The sequence below is a fragment of the Brevundimonas sp. genome, from assembly GCF_965279155.1.
Classification (GTDB): domain Bacteria; phylum Pseudomonadota; class Alphaproteobacteria; order Caulobacterales; family Caulobacteraceae; genus Brevundimonas.
In genome coordinates, this window is the sequence record NZ_OZ257138.1 from 1931045 (window position 1) to 1949444 (window position 18400).

Here is an 18400-nt window from a genome sequence, read left to right on the forward strand (position 1 = left end):
CGCCGGACGCAACCCCTGTCGCGATCTGTTCATTCCGCCCGCCCATCGCGCATCAGGGCCATCGTCAGAAGCGAAAACTCGGGCTAGGGTCGTCGTTCGCTCAAGGGAATACTCATGCCGATCCGCCTCAAGGCCGCCTCCTCCATGGCCCTCGCGCTCGCCCTGCTGGCCTCGGCGTCGCCGGTCCTGGCCCAGTCGGGCGCCGCCGCCCTGCCCTATGACGCCCGTCGTGGCGTGTTCAGCTTCTCGTCGGGGCTGGAGGGTTCGCTGCCGGCGGTGGTGCAGGTGACGACCCTGGGCCAGTCGCGCGGCCCCAGTTCGGACGCCGCCGATCCCAAACCCTACGCCTCCGGCTCGGGCGTCATCGTCGATGCGGCCGAGGGCCTGCTGATCACCAACAATCACGTGGTCGAGGGCGGACGCAAGTTCACCGTCGACCTGACCGACGGCCGCCTGTTCGACGCCGTCCTGGTCGGGGCGGACAAGGCCACCGACATCGCCGTGCTGCGCATCGTGCCCGACGGTCGGCCGCTGAACCTGAAACAGGTCCAGACGGTGGATTCCGACACCCTGCGGACCGGGGATCTGGCCTTCGCGGTCGGCTATCCGCTGGGCCTGGACCAGACCCTGACCATGGGCGTCATCTCGGGCCTGAACCGTTCGGGCCTGGGCGACGCGGTCGAGGACTATATCCAGACCGACGCGGCGGTAAACTCGGGCAACTCGGGCGGGCCTCTGCTGGACAGCCGGGGCCGGCTGATCGGCATCAACACCTCGATCCTGTCGGGCGGCCTGGGCGGCGGCAACGACGGCATCGCCTTCGCCGTGCCGACGCGGATCATGCTGTATGTCGCCGACCAGTTGAAGAAGGACGGCGAGGTCAAGCGCGGCGAGACCGGCGCCATCTTCGGCTCGCTGAACGCCGAGCGCGCGCGCGAGCTGCACCTGGGCATCGTGCGCGGCGCAGTCGTCGCCGATGTCGCGCCAGGATCGCCGGCCGAGCGCGCGGGCCTGCGCCACAACGACGTCATCACCCGCATCCAGGGCCGCCCCGTCGCCAACGCCGGCTCGGTCAACGCCACCATCGGCATCGCCGCGCCCGGCTCGGACCTCAGCGTCGCCTATCTGCGCGGGGGGCGCGACGCGACCACGTCATTGTCGGTCGAGACGCCAGTGGATCAGCCCGTGGTCGTCGGCGCCCAGTCGGTGCTGGCCTATGGCGCGGCGCTGCGGAACCAGGACGGCGGCGCCCAGGTCGTCGCCGTCACCGCCGGATCGCCCGCCGCCCAGGCCGAACTGACGGCCGGCGACCTGATCACCGCCATCGGCGGCGCAGCCGTGGCCGACGCCCAGGCGGCCGCGACCGCCCTGCAGGGCGCGACAGACTCGGTCGAGGCGACCGTGATGCGAAATGGTGAGACCCTCAGCCTGACCCTGGCGCTTTAGCCGGGGTCCAGACAGCGAAACGCCCGCCTTGCCAGGGAGGGGGAGGGGAAAGGCAGGGCGGGCGCTCGCTTGGAGGAAGCATCGGCCGCCGGAGCCCTTCGTGGAAACATCCAGGGGGCTGGGGGGGGCTGTTCAGGATCCGGGACGCTTCCGAACTCCGACGAGCCGATGATCGATATTTCGTCGCCCAACCGGGCGGGCGAAGGACCGAAACGGGGCCATTTCGTGTCTGCGTCGTTTTCCTCGTCGCCACTGGTGCCGGGCCGCCGTGCCCTTAAGTTGAGGGGTATGAGCATGAACCCTCACGAGGCGGCGCCCACCGCCGGCCCCGTCTTCTTCGACCGCCGCGAGCTGGACCCGATCCTCAGGGTCTATGGCCGCATGGTCGCGCAAGGCGAGTGGCGCGACTACGCCATGGTCGGCCACAAGGATTTCGCCGAGTTCGCCGTCTTCCGCCGCTCCGGCGACGCCCCGCTCTATCGCATCGAAAAACGCCCGGCTTTGCAAGGCCGCCAAGGCCAGTGGGCCGTCATCGGCGAAGGCGGCCAGATCCTGAAGCGCGGCCGCGACCTGGCCCAGGTGCTTCGGGTCTTCGACGGCCGCAAGTTCCAGGTGATCGACTGACGCAAAAAGGGCCCCGCGAAGGGGCCCTTTCCGCATCCGTCTTGCGACAGACCTTAGTTCCGGTTGCCGCCCATGAAGGCCAGCAGGAACTGGAACAGGTTCACGAAGTTGATGAACAGGCTCAGCGCGCCGAAGCCCGTGGCCACGCCCATCGCATTCTGGTCGCCGCCTAGGGCGTAGTAGGTCATCTTCAGACGCTGGGTGTCGTAGGCGATCAGGCCCGCGAAGATCAGCACGCCCAGACCCGAGATGATCAGGTAGAATGTGCCCGATTGCAGGAACATGTTCACCACCGAGGCGATGATCAGGCCGATCACGCCGAAGATCAGGAAGGTGCCCATGCCGGTCAGGTCCTTCTTGGTGGTGTAACCCACCAGGCTGAGACCGCCGAACGCCGCCGCCGTGACCAGGAAGGTCGAGGCCAGCGAGGCGCCGGTGTAGCGCAGGAAGACGATGCCCAGGCCCGCGCCGATGGTGGCGACCACGGCCCAGTAGAGCAGGTTCACGCCCTTGGCCGACGGGTTCTTCATGAAGAACATCGAGCCGAACAGCATCACCAGCGGCGAGAACTGAACGATCATGCCCAGCATGGTAAGGCCGATCCGGCCGTCGGCCGTCTGGACGAACAGCAGTTGCTGCACGGCGGGGACGTTGCCGGTGACGTAGGCCAGGGCGGCGGCGACCACCAGACCCAGGGCCAGCTTGTTGTAGACGCCCAGCATGAAGCTGCGCAGGCCGGCGTCGACCGACATGTCGGCCGTCTGCGGCAGAGGACGGGCGTAGCCGTTGTTGAAATCGCTCATGGCGACGAACTTTCTCCGATTGGCCGGAGAGGCTTCCCCGGTCACAGACTGTGAATATCGTGAGCCGAGGCCCTCGCTGCAAGGAAAACCGGACTTGGAGCCCGTTGTTCCTGCCGCTACCTTCGGTCGCATGCTTCGTCTGTTCACCGCCCTGACCCTGCCGCCCGATGTCGAAGAGACGCTGAAGCGGCGCCAATCCGGCCTGCCCGGCGCCCGCTGGCGGCCTCTGGACGCGCTGCACGTCACGCTCAGCTTCTATGGCGACACCGACGAGCGCCGCGCCGACGACCTGGCGTCGGAACTGTCGCGCGTGGCGGGCGGGCCGTTCGAGATCGCGCTGAAGGGCGTCGGCTGTTTCGGCGACGACCACCGCAGCCATACCTTATGGGCCGGGGTCGAGACGCCCAACGAGCGGCTGTCGGTGCTGGCCGGGCGCTGCAAGTCGGCCGGCGAACGGGCGGGGATAGGCATGGAGGCGCGCGTCTATCGACCGCACGTGACCCTGGCCTATCTGAAGACCCAGACCAATCCCGACCGCATCGGCGCCTGGATGGCGGGGCACAATCTGCTGCACTCGCCGCCGATCCGCATCGACCGCTTCGGCCTGTATTCCAGCGTGCTGACCGACAACGGCAGTCACTATGAGTTGGAGCGGGAGTATCTGTTGTGAGCGATCCCGCCTACGTCGTCGCGCCCCATGTCACCTTGGGTCCGACGCTGGAGACCAAGCGGTTGATCCTGCGTCCGCCGGCGGTCGAGGACTTTCCGCGCTGGGCCGAGTTCATGGCCGATCCCGAAACCACACGCTTCATCGGCGGCGTCCAGCCCGCACCCAATGTCTGGCGCATGATCTGCACCGTCGCCGGCATGTGGGCCCTGACCGGCGAGGGCATGTTCTCGATCCTGGAGAAGTCCACCGGCCTGTGGCTGGGCCGGATCGGGCCGCTGCACCCCTATGGCTGGCCCGGCCGCGAGGTGGGCTGGAGCCTGCATCGCGACGCCACAGGCAAGGGCTATGCGGTCGAGGCCGCCGCCGCGACGATGGATTACGCCTTCGACGTGCTGGGCTGGGACGACGTCATCCACTGTATCGACCCGGAGAACCTGGCGTCGGCGGCGGTGGCGACGCGGCTGGGATCGCACCATCGCGGACCGGGCGTCCTGCCCGAACCGCTACAGGACCACGCCGTCGATCTGTGGGGCCAGACGCGCGAGGAATGGGCGGTCAATCGGTCGCGCCTGAAACGCTGAAGGCAACCGATCACGCCGATGCGTCGTATCCCCTCCAGATCGAACGAGGATACGCCCATGTTTCGCGCCAGCCTGATCGCCGCCTCCGCCGCCCTTGCCGTCCTGCCGGCGACGGCATTCGCCCAGGCGTCGAACGTCGATCTGAACCGCTTCGACGGCCGCTGGTTCGAGATCGAGCGCAATCACAACAACGTCCAGAAGGACTGCAGCCGCGCCCAGATCGACTTCACGCCGCGCGACACCGCCGACCGCTACGCCATCGCCGTGACCTGCACCCGCCGCAACGACGGTCGGGTCGAGACACTGCGCGCCAACGCCCGCGTCACCGACACCACGACCAACGCCAAGTTCCGCTTCAGCCTGACCGGCCTGCTCAGCTTCGGTGGCCTGGCGGGTCAGAACTACTGGGTCTGGGATCACGCGCCGGACTACAGCTGGGCCATCATGGGCCTGCCGGACAAGTCGAACTGGTGGATCTGGCACCGCAATCAGAATGCGTCTCAGGCCGAGCGTGACCGCATACTGGCCCGCGTCCGCGCCCTGGGCTTCAGCACCGGTCGCCTGGTGCACACGGGCCTGTAAAGGCGACGCTTGCGATGGGAACGTAGCCGGAACATAAGCTATCGGCATGTCCGCCGGCGCTCACCTCGAACTCGTCTTCAGCCGCCCCCAGACCACGCAATCGGTCACACGCGGCGCGGCGCGGCTGATGATAGACATGGGCTATGCGCCCCTGCTGGAAGTCTGCCTGCCCAACGGTCGCCGCGCCGATGTCATGGCCATCGGACGCAAGGGCGACATCGTCATCTGCGAGGTCAAGTCGGGCGTCGATGACTACCGCGTCGATCGCAAATGGCATGAGTACGGGCCGTTCTGCGACGCCTTCTACTTCGCTGTCGCGCCCGAGTTTCCGCAAGACATCCTGGCTGACGAGCCGGGCCTGATCGTCGCCGACGGCTTCGGCGGGGCGGTCGTGCGTGAGGCGCCGGTGATGGCGCTGGCGCCCGCACGACGCAAGGCCCTGACACTCGCCTTCGCCCGATTGGGCGCGATGCGGACGATGCGCGACTAAAGGCGGCGGAAGACGGCGGAAGCGAAGCCGTCGGCGATCAGCTGCGCCTCGACCTCGGCCAGGGGTTCGATGACCACCCCCTTGCCGCCCGTCGCGTGGATGATCCGTTCGCCGTCCAGCATCAGGGCCGAATGGCCGGTCCAGTCCTGATCGCCGTCCGGCGCCAGCCAGACGACGATGTCGCCGCGCGCGATGTCCGATGCGGAGATCGCCTGCCCGATCTGGGCCTGGGCGTCCGACCGGCGCGGACCCGGCAGGCCGCATGCCAGCAGGGCCTGCTGCACCAGACCGGAACAGTCGGTGGAGATGGAAGACCGCGCGCCCAGCTCGTGCGGACGGCCCAGCAGCCGTTCGGCCACCACCACCGGATCGGTCTCGAACTCCCCGATCGGCTGGAGGTCGGTCTGGTCCAGATCCGCCGCCGCTTCGACCACCAGAGCGTTCAACGGCAGGGCCGCGTCCACGGCGGCGACGCGATAGGTCGCCAGCGGCGCGCCGCTCGACAGGCTGTCCAGCACCACCCAGCCGACCACACCGTCACGACGGGCCCGGCCCCAGGCCCGGCCGTTGGCCCGGTCCAGAACGTCGAAGATTTCACCGTGCAGCAGTTGGTCGATCCGACCGGCGTCGTCGGAAAAAATGTCCGCCACGGCCGCGCGGCAATGCATGGCTTCGGTCGCGCGATAGGCGTCCGCACGCACCAGCCCTTCCAGCGCCTGTTCGGCGAGGTCGGGGCGAGCAAGGCGGTCGCCGGGCGGAAGAAGATCGAGGACGTCTGTCAACGTGAACTCGCGTGATTGAGCCCACAGCCTTATCCCCCGATGGCTTAGGGGCCGTTAACGGCCGACGCCTTTGCGAAAGAAAATCAACAAAACTGCGTTCTCAGATATTGGAAGCAGGCCCTCAGCGCCTGCGCCTCGCCGCCTTCGGGGAAGCCGGGGCGGGCGCGGGGGTTCCAGGCGAAGATGTCCATATGCGCCCAGGCGCCGGTCGTTGGGGCGAACTTCTGAAGGAACAGGGCGGCGGTGACCGAACCCGCCTGGGCCCAGGCGGACGGATCGTTCTTCAGGTCCGCGATCTCGGTGTCCAGCGCGGCGCGATAGCCCTGCCACAAGGGCATCCGCCACAGGGGATCGCGCACCTGCCCCGCCGCAGCCAGCAGGCCGGCGGCCAAAGGCTCGTTGTCGGTATAGAGCGGCGGCAGGTCCGGCCCCAGCGCGACCCGCGCCGCCCCGGTCAGGGTTGCGAAGTCCAGCGTCAGGTCGGGTTCGTGCTCGCCCGCCCGCGTCAGGGCGTCGGCCAGGATCAGCCGCCCTTCGGCGTCCGTATTGCCGATCTCGATGGTCAGGCCCTTGCGGCTGTTCAGGATGTCGCCGGGGCGGAAGGCGTCGGCGGACACCGCATTCTCCACCGCCGCCACGATGACCACCAGCCGCACGGGCAGGTCCGCCTGCATCACCAGCCGTCCCAAAGCCAGGGCGTGGGCCGAACCGCCCATGTCCTTCTTCATGTTGCGCATGCCGGCGGCGGGTTTCAGGTCCAGTCCGCCGGTGTCGAACACCACTCCCTTGCCGACCAGAGCCACGAGCGGCAGATCGGTCCGGTCCAGCTTCCAGCCGATCTCGATCAGGCGCGGCGCCCGATGCGGCGCGGCGGCGCGGCCCACGGCGTGAACGGCCGGATAGTTCTCTTCCAGCAGGGCGTCGCCCTCGACCACCGTGATGGTCGCCCCAGCGCTCTCGGCGATCTCTCGGGCGATGGTCTCGATCTGCAGCGGCCCCATGTCGGCGGCGGGGGTGTCGACCATCTCGCGCGCCAGGGCGCAGGCGGCGGCGATGCGCGAGACCTCGGCGACATCCAACCCGTCCGGCGCGACCAGCCTGACCGGCGCCCGATCAGGCCGGGCCTTGTAGCGGTCGAACACATAGACCCCCAGTAGAAAGGCCAGGGTCGCCAGTTCCGCGTCCTCGGCCGCCAGCTCCAGAAGATACAGGCCGCCCGGCAGCCGGGCCGCAAGGTCCCGCACGCTCATCGGATCGAAAGTCGCCCCCGATCCGACCACGACCTGGGCGACCTCGCCGTCCGCGCTCGGCACGACCAGCAGCTGGCCCGCCTTGCCCTCGAATCCATGCAGATCGCCCCAGCGGCGGGCCACGCCGTCCAGCGCATCGCCCGGCTGAACGAAGCGGATCGGGATCGCGCCGTCGCCGTCTTGGGCGGAAACCAGCAGGGGATGCGAGACGGACATTGGGTCCTCGGGACGAAGTTAACCATCAGTTGACGCGAACAGGCGATTCTAGGGGCAAGACCCAAGGACCGCCTGGACCTGACCCATGTCGCGCATGCCCGCCCTTCTCGCAACCGTCGCCCTGATCGCCCTGTCGGGAGGGCCGGCTCTGGCCGCCGATCCGACGCCGGCCACGACGGCCCAAACTCAGGCCCAGACGCGCGCGTCGTCTTCGGCTGCGGTGCGCGCCACCTATGACCGGATGGACGCCCTGTCGCGCTCGGTCTTCTGGGCGTCGGAGCAGCAGGCCGATCCGACCGATGCGACAGCCGGCGTAAAACTGGCCCAGGCCTTGCGCGAACTGGGCCGCTACGACCAGGCCGCCGAGGCCGCCCAAGCGACCCTGACCGTCCAGCCGAACAATCTCGACGCCCTGCTGGAGCTGGGCCGCGCCCATATCGCGCGGGGCCAGGCCTTCTATGGCGTCGCGCCCCTGGAACAGGCCCGCAATCAGGCCCCGCGCGACTGGCGCGCCTATTCGCTGCTGGGCGTGGCCTATGAGCAGGTCCGCCGCACCGACGACGCCCGTGCCGCCTGGAACCAGGCCCTGGCCCTGTCGCCCGACAACCCCGATGTCCTGACCAACGCCGCCACCGCCGCCCTGACCCACGGCGATGCGCCGGGCGCCGAGACCCTGCTGCGCCGCGCCGTGGCCCAGCCGACCGCCTCGGCCAAGGTGCGCCAGAACCTGGCCATGGTGCTGGGCCTGCAGGGCAAGATGGGCGAGGCCGAACAGATCCTGCGCCGCGAACTGCCGCCCGAACAGGCTGAGCAGAACCTGCGCTGGCTGCGTGCGCGCAGCACGGCCGGCGCCGCGCCGTCCAGCGGCGGCGCACCGGCGAACACGCCGACGACCGACACGGCCCGCACCTGGAATTCGCTGCAAGGCGGCTGATCCGCCCGTTGCGGTCGGGCCGCGCGCGTGGTGGATGAGGCCATGACCTCCCTCCCCACGCCCCGCGCCTACCAGGCCTTCCTGTTCGACATGGACGGCACCCTGATCACCTCGACCCTCGCCGCCGAGCGGGTCTGGACCCGCTGGGCCGGACGTCACGGCCTGGACGTCGCGGCCCTGCTGTCGGTCATGCACGGGGTGCGGGCCATCGACACCATCCGCAACCAGAACCTGCCCGACATCGACCTGGCCGCCGAGGTCGCCTGGGTCGAACGGGGCGAGATCGAGGACGTGGAGGGCGTCGCCCCCATCCCCGGCGCCATCGACTTCGTCAAACGCCTGCCGCCCGACCGCTGGGCCGTCGTCACCTCCGCGTCAGTTTCCCTGGCCCGCGCCCGGCTGAAGGCGGCCGGCGTGACCCCGCCCGCCGTCATGATCACCGCCGACGACGTCGAACGCGGCAAGCCCGACCCGGCCGGCTACTTGAAGGCCGCCGCCACCCTGGGCTTCGCCATCGCCGACTGCCTGGTGTTCGAGGATGCCGAGGCCGGGATCAAAGCCGGCGAGGCGGCCGGCGCCGATGTCGTGGTCGTCACCGCCGCCTGGACCCATCCGCTTCAGACCAATCATCCCACCCTGGCGGACTATGCGGACGTGGAGCTTGAGGTCGGAACCGACGGGACGCTGGCGTTTAAGGTCTGACACATCATTTTCCCTCCCCGCCTCGGGCGAGGGTGAGGTTTCCTGCGACTTCCCCCAAGCCCTTACGCAGCCTATCTTCGTCCAATGATCGACGACCTCTACAGCGCGCGCATCCTGACGCTGGCGGCCAACCTGCCGCATGCGGGACGTTTGCCGGCGCCGCAAGGCACCGGCGAGCGGGTGGCGAAGCTGTGCGGGTCGCGGGCGACGGTGGATGTGACGGTGGACGACCAAGGCTGCGTCGCCGAGTTTGCTCAGGACGTTAAGGCCTGCGCCCTGGGTCAGGCGGCGGCCGGGGTTTTGGGTCAGTTTGTAGTCGGTGCGTCGGTCGATGAACTCCAGGAGGCCCGAGAGGCCATGGTCGCCATGCTGAAATCCGGCGGCGACGGCCCAACCGGCCGGTTCGAGGATCTGCGACTGTTGCGGCAGGTGGCGGATTACCCGGCCCGCCATGCCTCGACCTTGGTCTCCATCGAAGCCACGCTGGAAGCGCTCAACGCCGCCCTGACCGCCCGAACTCGCCTCGCCGGCGCGGCCTGACGGGCACGACCGGTTGATCCCCCTGCTCTGACAGGGGATAAGCGCGACGAACCCATCCAGCCCCCGGCCCCAACAACCCCCGGCGAAGGGACATCATGTCTCTCTATGAACGCGGCGTGCGCGCGGCCCATCGGGGCTACAAGCTGACGCTGTCCCCCTTGATCGGCCAGCAATGCCGGTTTCTGCCGACCTGTTCGGACTATGGGCGCGACGCCCTTATCCAGCACGGACCGGTGCGGGGGGGATGGCTCACCGTGCGCAGGCTCTGTAAATGCCATCCCTTCGGCGGGTCGGGATACGACCCAGTGCCGTCACGCGAGGCCGCCTTGGCGGATCGCGCAAGAGAAAAGCCAAAGACGAAGCCATGATCGACTTGAAATTCCCCGACGGCGCGGTGCGCCAATACCCGGCCGGTTCCACGGCGCGCGACGTCGCGACCTCGATCTCGCCGTCGCTGGCCAAAAAGGCCGTGCTGGCCGAGTTGAACGGCGAGCAGCGCGACATGGGCCGGGTGCTGGAGACTGGCGGCGACTTCCGCCTGATCATGCGCGACGATCCGGCCGCCCTCTATACGATCCGCCACGACACGGCCCACGTCCTGGCCGAGGCCGTCCAGACCCTTTTCCCCGGCACCCAGGTCACGATCGGCCCGGCCATCGAAGACGGCTTCTACTACGACTTCTACCGCGAAGAGCCCTTCTCGACCGACGACTTCGCCGCCATCGAAAAGGAGATGGGCCGGATCGTGGATCGCGACGCCAGGTTCGAGCGCGAGGTCTGGGAACGCGACGCGGCGATCCAATTCTTCGAGGCGCGCGGCGAGAAGTTCAAGGCCGAGCTGATCCGCGACCTGCCGGGGACTGAGACCATCACCCTCTATAAGCAGGGCGATTGGATCGACCTGTGCCGGGGCCCGCACTTCCCGTCGACCCGCCACGTCGGCAAGGCGTTCAAACTGACCAAGCTGGCCGGCGCCTATTGGCGGGGCGACAGCAAGCGCGAGCAGTTGCAGCGCATCTACGGCACCGCCTGGGCGACCAAGGAGGATCTGGACGCTCACCTGCTGCGTCTGGAAGAGGCCGAGAAGCGCGACCACCGCAAGGTCGGCAAGGCCATGGAGCTCTTCCACATGCAGGAAGAGGGCCGGGGCATGGTCTTCTGGCACCCCAAGGGCTGGGTCCTGTGGCGCGTACTGGAGGCCTATATGCGCCGCCGCCTGGACGCCGCCGGCTATGTCGAGGTCAAGACGCCCCAGGTGCTGGACCGCAAATTCTGGGAACAGAGCGGCCACTGGGACAAGTACCGCCCCAATATGTTCGTCTGCGAGACGGTCGAGGGCGAGGAGCTGAGCCTCAAGCCGATGAACTGCCCGGGCCACGTCCAGATCTTCGACCAGGGCCAGAGATCCTATCGCGAACTGCCGCTGCGCATGGCCGAGTTCGGCGCCTGCCACCGCTATGAGCCGTCGGGATCCCTGCATGGCCTGATGCGCGTGCGCGGCTTCACCCAGGACGACGCCCACATCTTCTGCCGCGAGGACCAGATCGTCGAGGAGACGGCCGAGTTCATCAAACTGGCCCGCAGCGTCCACGCCGACCTGGGCATGGAAACGGCCTATATCAGCCTGGGCACCCGGCCCGAGAACCGCGCCGGCACCGACGAATTCTGGGACAAGGCCGAAACTCTGATGGCCGAGGCCGCCCGTGCCGCCGGGACCGAGCCGGTCGTCACCGAAGGCGACGGCGCCTTCTATGCGCCCAAGCTGGACTTCATCGTCAAGGACGCCATCGGCCGCGAATGGACCTGCGGCACGATCCAGCTGGACTATGTCCTGCCGGAACGTCTGGACGCGACCTACATCGCCGAGGACGGCCAGAAGCACCGGCCGGTCATGCTGCACCGGGCGATCCTGGGATCGTTCGAGCGGTTCATCGGCATCATGATCGAGAACTACGCAGGGGCCTTCCCCCTGTGGCTGGCGCCGACCCAGGCCGTGGTGGCCACCATCACCTCGGACGCCGACGACTACGCCCGCGACGTTATGGCCCGCTTCAAGGCGGCCGGCCTGCGCACCGAGATCGACCTGCGCAACGAGAAGGTCGGCTACAAGGTCCGCGAACACTCGGTCGGCAAGGTGCCGGTCATCGCCGTGGTCGGCCGCCAGGAAGCCGAACAGGGCCTGGTCGCCATCCGCCGCCTGGGCTCCCAGGCCCAGACGGTGGTCACGGTCGAGGAGGCCATCCGCATCCTCACCGACGAGGCGACCCCGCCGGACCTGAAGCGAGACCAGACAGCCGATTGAGGCCGCGCCTTCGCGGCGATTGTCGCCTAGGATAGGGCGTCAGGCTTCAGCACGCTCCCGTGTCTGTCCCGGCAAGGGTCTAAGGGGAGAGCAGGCATGCCCAGCACCATCCTGGTCACGGGCGGCGCCGGCTATGTGGGTTCGCACGCCTGCCTCGCCCTGTCCCAGGCCGGTTTCACGCCGGTGGTCTACGACAATCTGTCGAACGGCCATGCGGCCTTCGTCCAGTGGGGCGACCTTGAGATCGGCGACATCCGCGACGCAGCCCGCCTGGATGCGGTGATCGCCAGACACGGGCCCGTCGCGGTCCTGCATTTCGCCGCCCTGATAGAGGTCGGAGAATCGGTCAAGGAACCGGGCCGCTTTTACGACAACAATGTCGTCGGCGCCCTGACCCTGATCGAGGCGGCCCGGCGGGGCGGGATCGGGGCGATGGTCTTTTCCTCGACCTGCGCCACCTATGGCGATCCCGTCTATCTGCCGATGGACGAGGCCCATCCCCAGGCGCCGCTGAACCCCTATGGCCGGTCAAAGCTGATGGTCGAACAGGCCCTGGCCGACTATTCGACCTATGCCGGCTTCCGCTCGGTCTGCCTGCGCTATTTCAACGCCGCCGGCGCCGACGAGGACGGCCGGATCGGCGAGCGCCACCACCCCGAAACCCACGCCCTTCCGCTGGCGCTCCAGACGGCGCTGGGCCAGCGTCAGGGCTTCAAGCTGTTCGGAGACGACTACGACACCCGCGACGGCACGGCGGTGCGCGACTATGTCCATGTCATGGACCTCGCCGACGCCCATGTGCGGGCGTTGAAATATCTGCTCGACGGCGGCGAGACGACGGTCTTCAACTTGGGCACCGGCACGGGCACGACGGTCAGGGAGTTGATCGACACCATCCGCCGCACGACCAACCGGCCCTTCCCCGTCGAGACTACGCCCCGCCGTCCCGGCGACGCCCCCTGTCTGGTGGCAGACAACAGCCGTGCGCGAGAGATTTTGGGCTGGCGACCGACGCGGACCCTGGACGACATCGTGCGCACGGCCTGGCGCTGGCATGCCGCCGAGCGGGAGGCGCACGAGGCCTGAGCCTCGACGCCCGACGCGCGGAACCGCGCACAGGAACGTAAAACGAACGGATCGCTTGTGATGGGGCGCGCCTCGCGCTCCATCACAAGAGAGACACGACCATGGCCGAGAAGACGCTCGACACCCTGTTCCACGACACGCTCAAGGACATCTATTACGCTGAGCGCAAGATCCTGAAGTCCCTGCCCAAGATGGCCCGCGCGGCGCAATCGCCCGAGCTGAAGGCCGCCTTCGAAAAGCACAAGGGCCAGACCGAAGGCCAGATCGAACGCCTGCAACAGGTCTTCGAACTGATCGGCAAACCCGCGCGCGGCAAGACCTGCGACGCCATCGAGGGCATCCTGGCCGAGGGCGAGGAGATCATGGACGAATACAAGGATACGCCCGCCCTCGACGCCGGCCTGCTGGCCGCCGCCCAGGCGGTCGAACACTATGAGATCACCCGCTACGGCACGCTGAAGCGCTGGGCCCTGGTGCTGGGCATGAAGGACGCCGCCGCCCTGCTGGACGAGACCCTGCAGGAGGAAGCCCAGACCGACGAAGACCTGACCGGCATCGCCGACGCCGCCGTCAACGCCGCCGCCATGAAGACCGCCGCCTGATACGACCGGAGGCGGCTTCGCGGCCGCCTCCGCACTATCCGTCCTCAGGCCTTGCGTACGAAAGCGGACAATACAGCCTACAAAAGTCAGCGTTCACCGTATCTTAGGCGACAGTGAACGACAGTGGCGTCATCGGCCCCAGAGACCCTGACGATGACACACCCAAAGACCGCCCGAGAGCGAACCTTCCTCCAGCATCTGATCGAAGCCGGGCATATGCGGTACTGGATCATCGCCAGCTGGGCCCTGGCCTTGTTCACCGTCACCGACCTCGCGACCGCCGCCATCTGGTTCGGGGTGGCGACATCGGGTGGGTTGTTGCGCACCTTCGTCGAGCGCGGACTGGTAATGTCGAACGCCTCGATTCATGGACGGATCAAGCTGGTCGCCGCCACGGTCTCCTGTTTCGCCTGGGCCGGGGCCCCGCTCTTGGCCTTCCTCCATGGCGGAACCTATGGGGTGCTCCTGGGCGTCGCCCTGCTTATCGCGGGCTATGTTCTGGTCTTCACCCAGATGCGCGCCGCCCCGCGCGAGGCCCTGATCGTTTCCGCGCCCTATTCCATCGTGGTGGCGATCCTGTTCGCCAGCCTTTGGGGCACGCCGGGTTTCTGGGTCGTGCTCAGCATGGTCCCCGTCCTGGCCCTGGCCCTGGTGATCAAGGTCGCCATCACCCAGATGAAGGACGGCGACCTGGAAGCCGTGAACCGGCGCCAGGCCGAACTGATCGCAGAGCTGGAGACGGCGCGCGACCGCGCCGACGCCGCCAGCGCCGCCAAATCCAACTTCCTGGGCGTCATCTCGCACGAACTGCGCACGCCGATGAACGGGGTGCTGGGTGCGGCGCAACTGCTTCAGATGTCCGAACTCAGCGACCGCCAGAAGGAGTTCGTCGGCGTGATCCGCAACTCGGGCGAAGGTCTGATGGTGCTGCTGAACGACATCCTCGACATCACCAAGATCGAGTCCGGCAAGATGGAACTCGACATCGCCGATATCGAGACCGACACGCTGATGGCCCGGCTGACGGGACCGTTCAGGGCCCAGGCTGAGGCGCGGGGCCTGACCTTCGCGACAGAGATTCGAGGCGACCTTCCGCCCGTGCTTAAGATGGACCCGCTGCGACTGGCCCAGGTCACGCACAACCTTCTGGCCAATGCGATCAAGTTCACGCCGCAAGGCGAGGTTCGTCTGGTCGTCGAAAGCGAACCGCGCACCGAAGGTCGCATCGCCCTGCGCCTCAGTGTCTCGGACTCCGGCATCGGCATCGCCGCCGACGATCTGTCGCGCCTGTTCCAGCCCTTCTCCCAAGTGGACGGCTCGTCCACGCGCAAGTTCGGCGGCACCGGCCTGGGCCTCAGCATCTGCCAGCGTCTGGCCCTCCTGATGGATGGCGAGATCACCGTGGCGTCGATCCCCGGCCAGGGATCGACCTTCACCCTTCACGCGACGTTCGAAACGCCCTTGATGCAGGACGCCCGCATCGCCGCCTGATCAGTCGCGCAGCAGTTCGTTGACGCCGGTCTTGGCCCGCGTCTGTGCGTCCACCCGCTTGACGATGACGGCGCAATACAGCGACGGCCCGCCGTTGGGATCAGGCAGCGCACCCGGCACCACCACCGAATAGGCCGGCACCTCGCCCCTGAAGACCTCGCCCGTCGCCCGGTCCACGATCTTGGTGGAGCCCGACAGATAGACGCCCATGGCCAAGACCGCGCCCTCGCGCACGATCACGCCCTCGGCGACCTCGGCGCGGGCGCCGATGAAACAGCCGTCCTCGATGATGGTCGGATTGGCCTGCAGCGGCTCCAGCACGCCGCCGATGCCCGCGCCGCCCGACAGGTGGACGTTCTTGCCGATTTGAGCGCAGGAGCCGACCGTGGCCCAGGCGTCCACCATCGAACCCTCGTCCACATAGGCGCCGATGTTCACGAACGACGGCATCAGCACGACGTTCCTGGCGATGTGGGCGCCGTGACGAACGATGGCGCCGGGGACCGAGCGGAAGCCCGCCGATTGATAATCCGCCGCCGTCCAGTCGCCGAACTTGTTGGGCACCTTGTCCCAGAAGGGTCCGACGGCCGCAGGATGATCCGCCGACAGCGGCATGACGGACGCAGGACCGGCGCGCATGATCTGGTTGTCGTTCAGGCGGAAGGACAGCAGCACCGCCTTCTTCAGCCACTGATGCGTGGTCCACACGCCGTCCTCGCCGCGCGAGGCGACGCGCGCCTGGCCGGAATCCAGCAGGGCCAGCGCCGTCTCGACGGCGTCGCGGACCTCGCCGTGGGTGGCGGCGGACACCTCGGCGCGCTGTTCCCAGGCGGCCTCGACGACGGATTCGAGATGCGACAGATCGGTCATGCGGCGTCCTTGAAGGTCAGGTCGGAAAGGAAGTCGAGAAGGTCGGGGGCCACATGGTCGATGTGCGGCCCGATCGGCTTGCCGTGGCCGTCACCGATCAGGACCGTGGCCATGCCCAGCGCCTTGGCCGGCTCCAGATTCTTTGGCGTATCCTCGAAAAAGGCCGCCTTGTGCGGATCGATGTCGAACCGTTCCAGCATCCGGCGGAAGGTGGCGGGGTTGGGCTTGGGCGTCAGGTCGCCGTCCTCGATGGCGAAGACGTCGGCGAAACAGTCGGCGATTCCGATCCGCTCCAGCACCCGGTGCGCATAGTCGCGCGCCCCATTGGTGAAGACGTAGGACCGTCCCGGCAGGCTTTTCAGCCGATCGGCCAGACGCGGATTGGGTTCGACCCCGTCCAGCGGCACGTCGTGGACCTCGCGCAGGAACCGCTCGGTATCCACCGCATAGTTGGCCATCAGCCCGGCCAGGGTGGTGCCATGCTCTTCCAGGAACTGGCGCTGCATCGCCGCCGCCGCCTCAGGATCCAGCCCCACGGCCTCGACCACGAAGGCGTTGATCCGTGCCTGCACCAGCCGCATCAGCCCCTGCTCGCGCGGATACAGAGTGTCGTCCATGTCGAACACCCAGGCCCGCACATGACCAAGGGATGCAGAATGGGGATCGCTCAAGACGCCTTCACCAGGGTGCCGGCGCCGAATTCGGTGAACAGTTCGACCAGCATGGCATGCGGCCGGCGACCGTCCAGAATGACCACCGCCTCGACACCCGCGCGCACTGCCGCCATGGCCGTCTCCAGCTTGGGGATCATGCCGCCGTGGGCGACGCCGCTGTCGATCAGGGCCTGCGCCTCCTCCAGCGTCATCTGACGAATGATGTCGCCGTCGGCGCGCTTGACCCCCGGCACGTCGGTCAGCAGCAGCATCCGCTTGGCGTTCAACGATCCGGCGATGGCGCCCGCCACCGTATCGGCGTTGACGTTGTAGGTCTGGCCGTCCTCGGCCACCCCGATCGGCGCGATGACCGGAACCCAGTCCTCGGTCTCCGAAGCGATCAGGCCCTTGATCAGCTTGGGATCGACCTTGGTCGGTTCACCGACATAGCCCAGGTCGACCTCGTGCTCGATCATGCTGTCGGGATCGCGCTTGGTCCGGCGCGTCTTTTCGACGGTCAGCAGACCCGCGTCCTTGCCCGACAGACCGACGCCGCGCACGTCCGCTTCCTTGCCGGCCATGGTGATCCAGTGGGCGATCTCTTTATTCACCGCGCCCGACAGCACCATCTCGGCGACCTCCATCGTCGCCGGATCCGTGACCCGCAGGCCGTCGACGAAGCTGGATTTCACCCCCGCCTTTTCCAGCATGGCGCTGATCTGCGGCCCACCGCCGTGCACCACGACCGGGTTCACCCCCATCAGCTTCAGCAACACGACATCGGCCGCGAACTGGCGCGCCACGGCGCTCTCGCCCATGGCGTGGCCGCCGTATTTGATGACCACGGTCTCGCGGTCATAGACCTGAATATACGGCAAGGCCTCGGCGAGCGTCTTCGCCGTCTCCCAACTGCGTTCCTCGGACTGGCGTTCTATTTCGTTCATCACCGGCGCGAGATAGCGGGGGATGGGGGCGGTGTCACGCGGGAAGGGCCCACTTGACCAGATCGGGTTTCATCTGGCGCAATCTGCAAGGCGAGTGAAGATAGCGCGCCTACTTCACCGCCATAAAGAATATCGCATAGGGGTGAGAATCCCCTGGGACAGGCGGGCGAATCCAACATTGGAAATTCACAAACCCGATCTTGTTCAGATCGTCCTCAAGAAAATCGGTGTTTTCCACCATGGTATCGTGACCACTGTTGGTAGTAGTCGCCTCGTAGTGATTGTCATAGTAGCTAGCCTTACCATCCGACCAACCAAATCCCATCTGTATCGAGATACGACCGCCGGGCTTTAGGATACGGTACATGTCTTCGAAAATCGCATATCGCACCTCGTGGACACAGATGTGTTGCAGCGCAATTGTAGAAAATACCATATCGTAAGTATCATTGGCAGCGTCGCCGCAGCTCCGGCCGTCCGTCAAAAATAAGTTCGGCGTTTCAATTCCATGATGACCAAGATTGGTCTTGGCATTGTCGAGGTTAGCTTGAGCGATGTCGGCGCCATCGATCCTAGAAAATCGATCAGCATATTTCACGATATTGCGGCCAGGTCCGCAGGCAAAGTCGAGCGCTACCTTATTTTTGTAGCTGTCATCGACACCTTGCATCAGGAATCGATCATAATCCGGCCAATCATTGTGCGCGTCATAGCTACCGACGACAGCATCGAGCTTTGCTTCAGCATCATAGCTTGAGCGCCCTGCAGCCTGTTCATACCAAGCGCGCTGCATCTCAATATACTGTTTCGACCCGCTCATTTTCACGTCCTT

The 18400-nt window shown here is 67.1% G+C and carries 21 protein-coding genes; 14 read left to right on the forward strand and 7 right to left on the reverse strand.

All coding sequences use genetic code 11. From position 1 onward, the window contains the following. The first annotated feature begins 114 nt into the window (after nt 1–114). Nucleotides 115–1446, forward strand: a complete 1332-nt coding sequence (locus ACQY72_RS09285) for a trypsin-like peptidase domain-containing protein (protein ID WP_428153168.1) — start codon at nt 115–117, stop codon at nt 1444–1446. Between the two features lie 288 nt (nt 1447–1734). Then, complete coding sequence (locus ACQY72_RS09290; RefSeq protein ID WP_428153170.1) at nt 1735–2070, forward strand: DUF2794 domain-containing protein; 336 nt, start codon at nt 1735–1737, stop codon at nt 2068–2070. A gap of 53 nt (nt 2071–2123) precedes the next feature. Here the strand turns inward: ACQY72_RS09290 and ACQY72_RS09295 are convergent, their stop codons facing one another. After that, the gene (locus ACQY72_RS09295) at nt 2124–2873 is read right to left on the reverse strand and encodes a Bax inhibitor-1/YccA family protein (protein ID WP_372691500.1); all 750 of its coding nucleotides are present in this window, start codon (nt 2871–2873) and stop codon (nt 2124–2126) included. A 130-nt stretch (nt 2874–3003) separates the two neighbouring features. Here ACQY72_RS09295 and thpR point away from each other — a divergent pair, with 130 nt between their 5' ends. The 4 genes from thpR to mmcB are packed head-to-tail and all read left to right on the forward strand — an operon-like array spanning nt 3004 to nt 5196. Next, nucleotides 3004–3543, forward strand: coding sequence for an RNA 2',3'-cyclic phosphodiesterase (gene thpR / locus ACQY72_RS09300; RefSeq protein ID WP_428153171.1), 540 nt, complete (start codon nt 3004–3006; stop codon nt 3541–3543). Then, nucleotides 3540–4124, forward strand: coding sequence for a GNAT family N-acetyltransferase (locus ACQY72_RS09305; protein ID WP_428153172.1), 585 nt, complete (start codon nt 3540–3542; stop codon nt 4122–4124). The genes thpR and ACQY72_RS09305 overlap by 4 nt, the downstream gene beginning before the upstream one ends. A 57-nt stretch (nt 4125–4181) precedes the next feature. Further along, on the forward strand, nt 4182–4706 hold the full coding sequence (locus ACQY72_RS09310) for a lipocalin family protein (RefSeq protein ID WP_428153174.1): 525 nt from the start codon (nt 4182–4184) through the stop codon (nt 4704–4706). Between the two features lie 46 nt (nt 4707–4752). Continuing rightward, complete coding sequence (gene mmcB / locus ACQY72_RS09315; protein ID WP_428153176.1) at nt 4753–5196, forward strand: DNA repair putative endonuclease MmcB; 444 nt, start codon at nt 4753–4755, stop codon at nt 5194–5196. On the opposite strand, the gene ACQY72_RS09320 is transcribed toward mmcB, so the two are convergent. Continuing rightward, complete coding sequence (locus ACQY72_RS09320) at nt 5193–5978, reverse strand: C40 family peptidase (RefSeq protein ID WP_428153177.1); 786 nt, start codon at nt 5976–5978, stop codon at nt 5193–5195. The genes mmcB and ACQY72_RS09320 overlap by 4 nt on opposite strands. An 83-nt stretch (nt 5979–6061) precedes the next feature. Next, a complete protein-coding gene (locus ACQY72_RS09325) occupies nt 6062–7444 on the reverse strand; it encodes a leucyl aminopeptidase family protein (RefSeq protein WP_428153178.1) in 1383 nt (460 codons plus the stop codon). Between the two features lie 85 nt (nt 7445–7529). Between ACQY72_RS09325 and ACQY72_RS09330 the strand changes: the two genes are divergently transcribed. From ACQY72_RS09330 to ACQY72_RS09365, 8 genes are all read left to right on the forward strand, one after another. Next, a complete protein-coding gene (locus ACQY72_RS09330) occupies nt 7530–8378 on the forward strand; it encodes a tetratricopeptide repeat protein (RefSeq protein ID WP_428153179.1) in 849 nt (282 codons plus the stop codon). 42 nt (nt 8379–8420) lie between these two features. Further along, nucleotides 8421–9080, forward strand: a complete 660-nt coding sequence (locus tag ACQY72_RS09335; protein WP_428153181.1) for an HAD-IA family hydrolase — start codon at nt 8421–8423, stop codon at nt 9078–9080. An 84-nt stretch (nt 9081–9164) separates the two neighbouring features. After that, nucleotides 9165–9620: an iron-sulfur cluster assembly scaffold protein gene (locus ACQY72_RS09340; RefSeq protein ID WP_428153182.1), complete on the forward strand. Its 456-nt coding sequence runs from the start codon at nt 9165–9167 to the stop codon at nt 9618–9620. Between the two features lie 95 nt (nt 9621–9715). Continuing rightward, the gene (yidD, locus tag ACQY72_RS09345; RefSeq protein ID WP_428153184.1) at nt 9716–9988 is read left to right on the forward strand and encodes a membrane protein insertion efficiency factor YidD; all 273 of its coding nucleotides are present in this window, start codon (nt 9716–9718) and stop codon (nt 9986–9988) included. Then, nucleotides 9985–11922: a threonine--tRNA ligase gene (thrS, locus tag ACQY72_RS09350; protein WP_428153185.1), complete on the forward strand. Its 1938-nt coding sequence runs from the start codon at nt 9985–9987 to the stop codon at nt 11920–11922. Before yidD ends, thrS begins: the two co-directional genes overlap by 4 nt. 96 nt (nt 11923–12018) lie before the next feature. Continuing rightward, the gene (gene galE, locus ACQY72_RS09355) at nt 12019–13008 is read left to right on the forward strand and encodes a UDP-glucose 4-epimerase GalE (protein WP_428153187.1); all 990 of its coding nucleotides are present in this window, start codon (nt 12019–12021) and stop codon (nt 13006–13008) included. A gap of 101 nt (nt 13009–13109) precedes the next feature. After that, nucleotides 13110–13610 (forward strand): ferritin-like domain-containing protein, encoded by a 501-nt coding sequence (locus ACQY72_RS09360; RefSeq protein ID WP_428153189.1) that lies wholly within the window; start codon nt 13110–13112, stop codon nt 13608–13610. A 153-nt stretch (nt 13611–13763) separates the two neighbouring features. Then, a complete protein-coding gene (locus ACQY72_RS09365) occupies nt 13764–15101 on the forward strand; it encodes a sensor histidine kinase (protein WP_428153190.1) in 1338 nt (445 codons plus the stop codon). Here the strand turns inward: ACQY72_RS09365 and dapD are convergent, their stop codons facing one another. The 4 genes from dapD to ACQY72_RS09385 all read right to left on the reverse strand — a co-directional run bounded on the left by dapD (nt 15102) and on the right by ACQY72_RS09385 (nt 18388). Further along, nucleotides 15102–15971 carry a 2,3,4,5-tetrahydropyridine-2,6-dicarboxylate N-succinyltransferase gene (dapD, locus tag ACQY72_RS09370; protein ID WP_312595560.1) on the reverse strand — a complete coding sequence of 290 codons (870 nt, stop codon included), beginning with the start codon at nt 15969–15971 and terminating at the stop codon, nt 15102–15104. After that, entirely contained in the window at nt 15968–16642 is a 675-nt protein-coding gene (locus tag ACQY72_RS09375) for a pyrimidine 5'-nucleotidase (protein ID WP_428153191.1), read from the reverse strand. Before ACQY72_RS09375 ends, dapD begins: the two co-directional genes overlap by 4 nt. Further along, a complete protein-coding gene (gene argB / locus ACQY72_RS09380) occupies nt 16639–17568 on the reverse strand; it encodes an acetylglutamate kinase (protein ID WP_428153193.1) in 930 nt (309 codons plus the stop codon). Before argB ends, ACQY72_RS09375 begins: the two co-directional genes overlap by 4 nt. Before the next feature lie 109 nt (nt 17569–17677). Beyond that, nucleotides 17678–18388, reverse strand: coding sequence for a class I SAM-dependent methyltransferase (locus ACQY72_RS09385; protein ID WP_428153194.1), 711 nt, complete (start codon nt 18386–18388; stop codon nt 17678–17680). Between the last annotated feature and the right edge of the window lie 12 nt (nt 18389–18400).

Coding starts and splice junctions, on each gene's coding strand:
- ACQY72_RS09285 (WP_428153168.1), top strand. CDS start 115: ATGCCGATCCGCCTCAAGGCCGCCTCCTCCATGGCCCTCGCGCTCGCC.
- ACQY72_RS09290 (WP_428153170.1), top strand. CDS start 1,735: ATGAGCATGAACCCTCACGAGGCGGCGCCCACCGCCGGCCCCGTCTTC.
- ACQY72_RS09295 (WP_372691500.1), bottom strand. CDS start 2,873: ATGAGCGATTTCAACAACGGCTACGCCCGTCCTCTGCCGCAGACGGCC.
- thpR (WP_428153171.1), top strand. CDS start 3,004: ATGCTTCGTCTGTTCACCGCCCTGACCCTGCCGCCCGATGTCGAAGAG.
- ACQY72_RS09310 (WP_428153174.1), top strand. CDS start 4,182: ATGTTTCGCGCCAGCCTGATCGCCGCCTCCGCCGCCCTTGCCGTCCTG.
- mmcB (WP_428153176.1), top strand. CDS start 4,753: ATGTCCGCCGGCGCTCACCTCGAACTCGTCTTCAGCCGCCCCCAGACC.
- ACQY72_RS09325 (WP_428153178.1), bottom strand. CDS start 7,444: ATGTCCGTCTCGCATCCCCTGCTGGTTTCCGCCCAAGACGGCGACGGC.
- ACQY72_RS09330 (WP_428153179.1), top strand. CDS start 7,530: ATGTCGCGCATGCCCGCCCTTCTCGCAACCGTCGCCCTGATCGCCCTG.
- ACQY72_RS09335 (WP_428153181.1), top strand. CDS start 8,421: ATGACCTCCCTCCCCACGCCCCGCGCCTACCAGGCCTTCCTGTTCGAC.
- ACQY72_RS09340 (WP_428153182.1), top strand. CDS start 9,165: ATGATCGACGACCTCTACAGCGCGCGCATCCTGACGCTGGCGGCCAAC.
- yidD (WP_428153184.1), top strand. CDS start 9,716: ATGTCTCTCTATGAACGCGGCGTGCGCGCGGCCCATCGGGGCTACAAG.
- thrS (WP_428153185.1), top strand. CDS start 9,985: ATGATCGACTTGAAATTCCCCGACGGCGCGGTGCGCCAATACCCGGCC.
- galE (WP_428153187.1), top strand. CDS start 12,019: ATGCCCAGCACCATCCTGGTCACGGGCGGCGCCGGCTATGTGGGTTCG.
- ACQY72_RS09360 (WP_428153189.1), top strand. CDS start 13,110: ATGGCCGAGAAGACGCTCGACACCCTGTTCCACGACACGCTCAAGGAC.
- ACQY72_RS09365 (WP_428153190.1), top strand. CDS start 13,764: ATGACACACCCAAAGACCGCCCGAGAGCGAACCTTCCTCCAGCATCTG.
- dapD (WP_312595560.1), bottom strand. CDS start 15,971: ATGACCGATCTGTCGCATCTCGAATCCGTCGTCGAGGCCGCCTGGGAA.
- argB (WP_428153193.1), bottom strand. CDS start 17,568: ATGAACGAAATAGAACGCCAGTCCGAGGAACGCAGTTGGGAGACGGCG.
- ACQY72_RS09385 (WP_428153194.1), bottom strand. CDS start 18,388: ATGAGCGGGTCGAAACAGTATATTGAGATGCAGCGCGCTTGGTATGAA.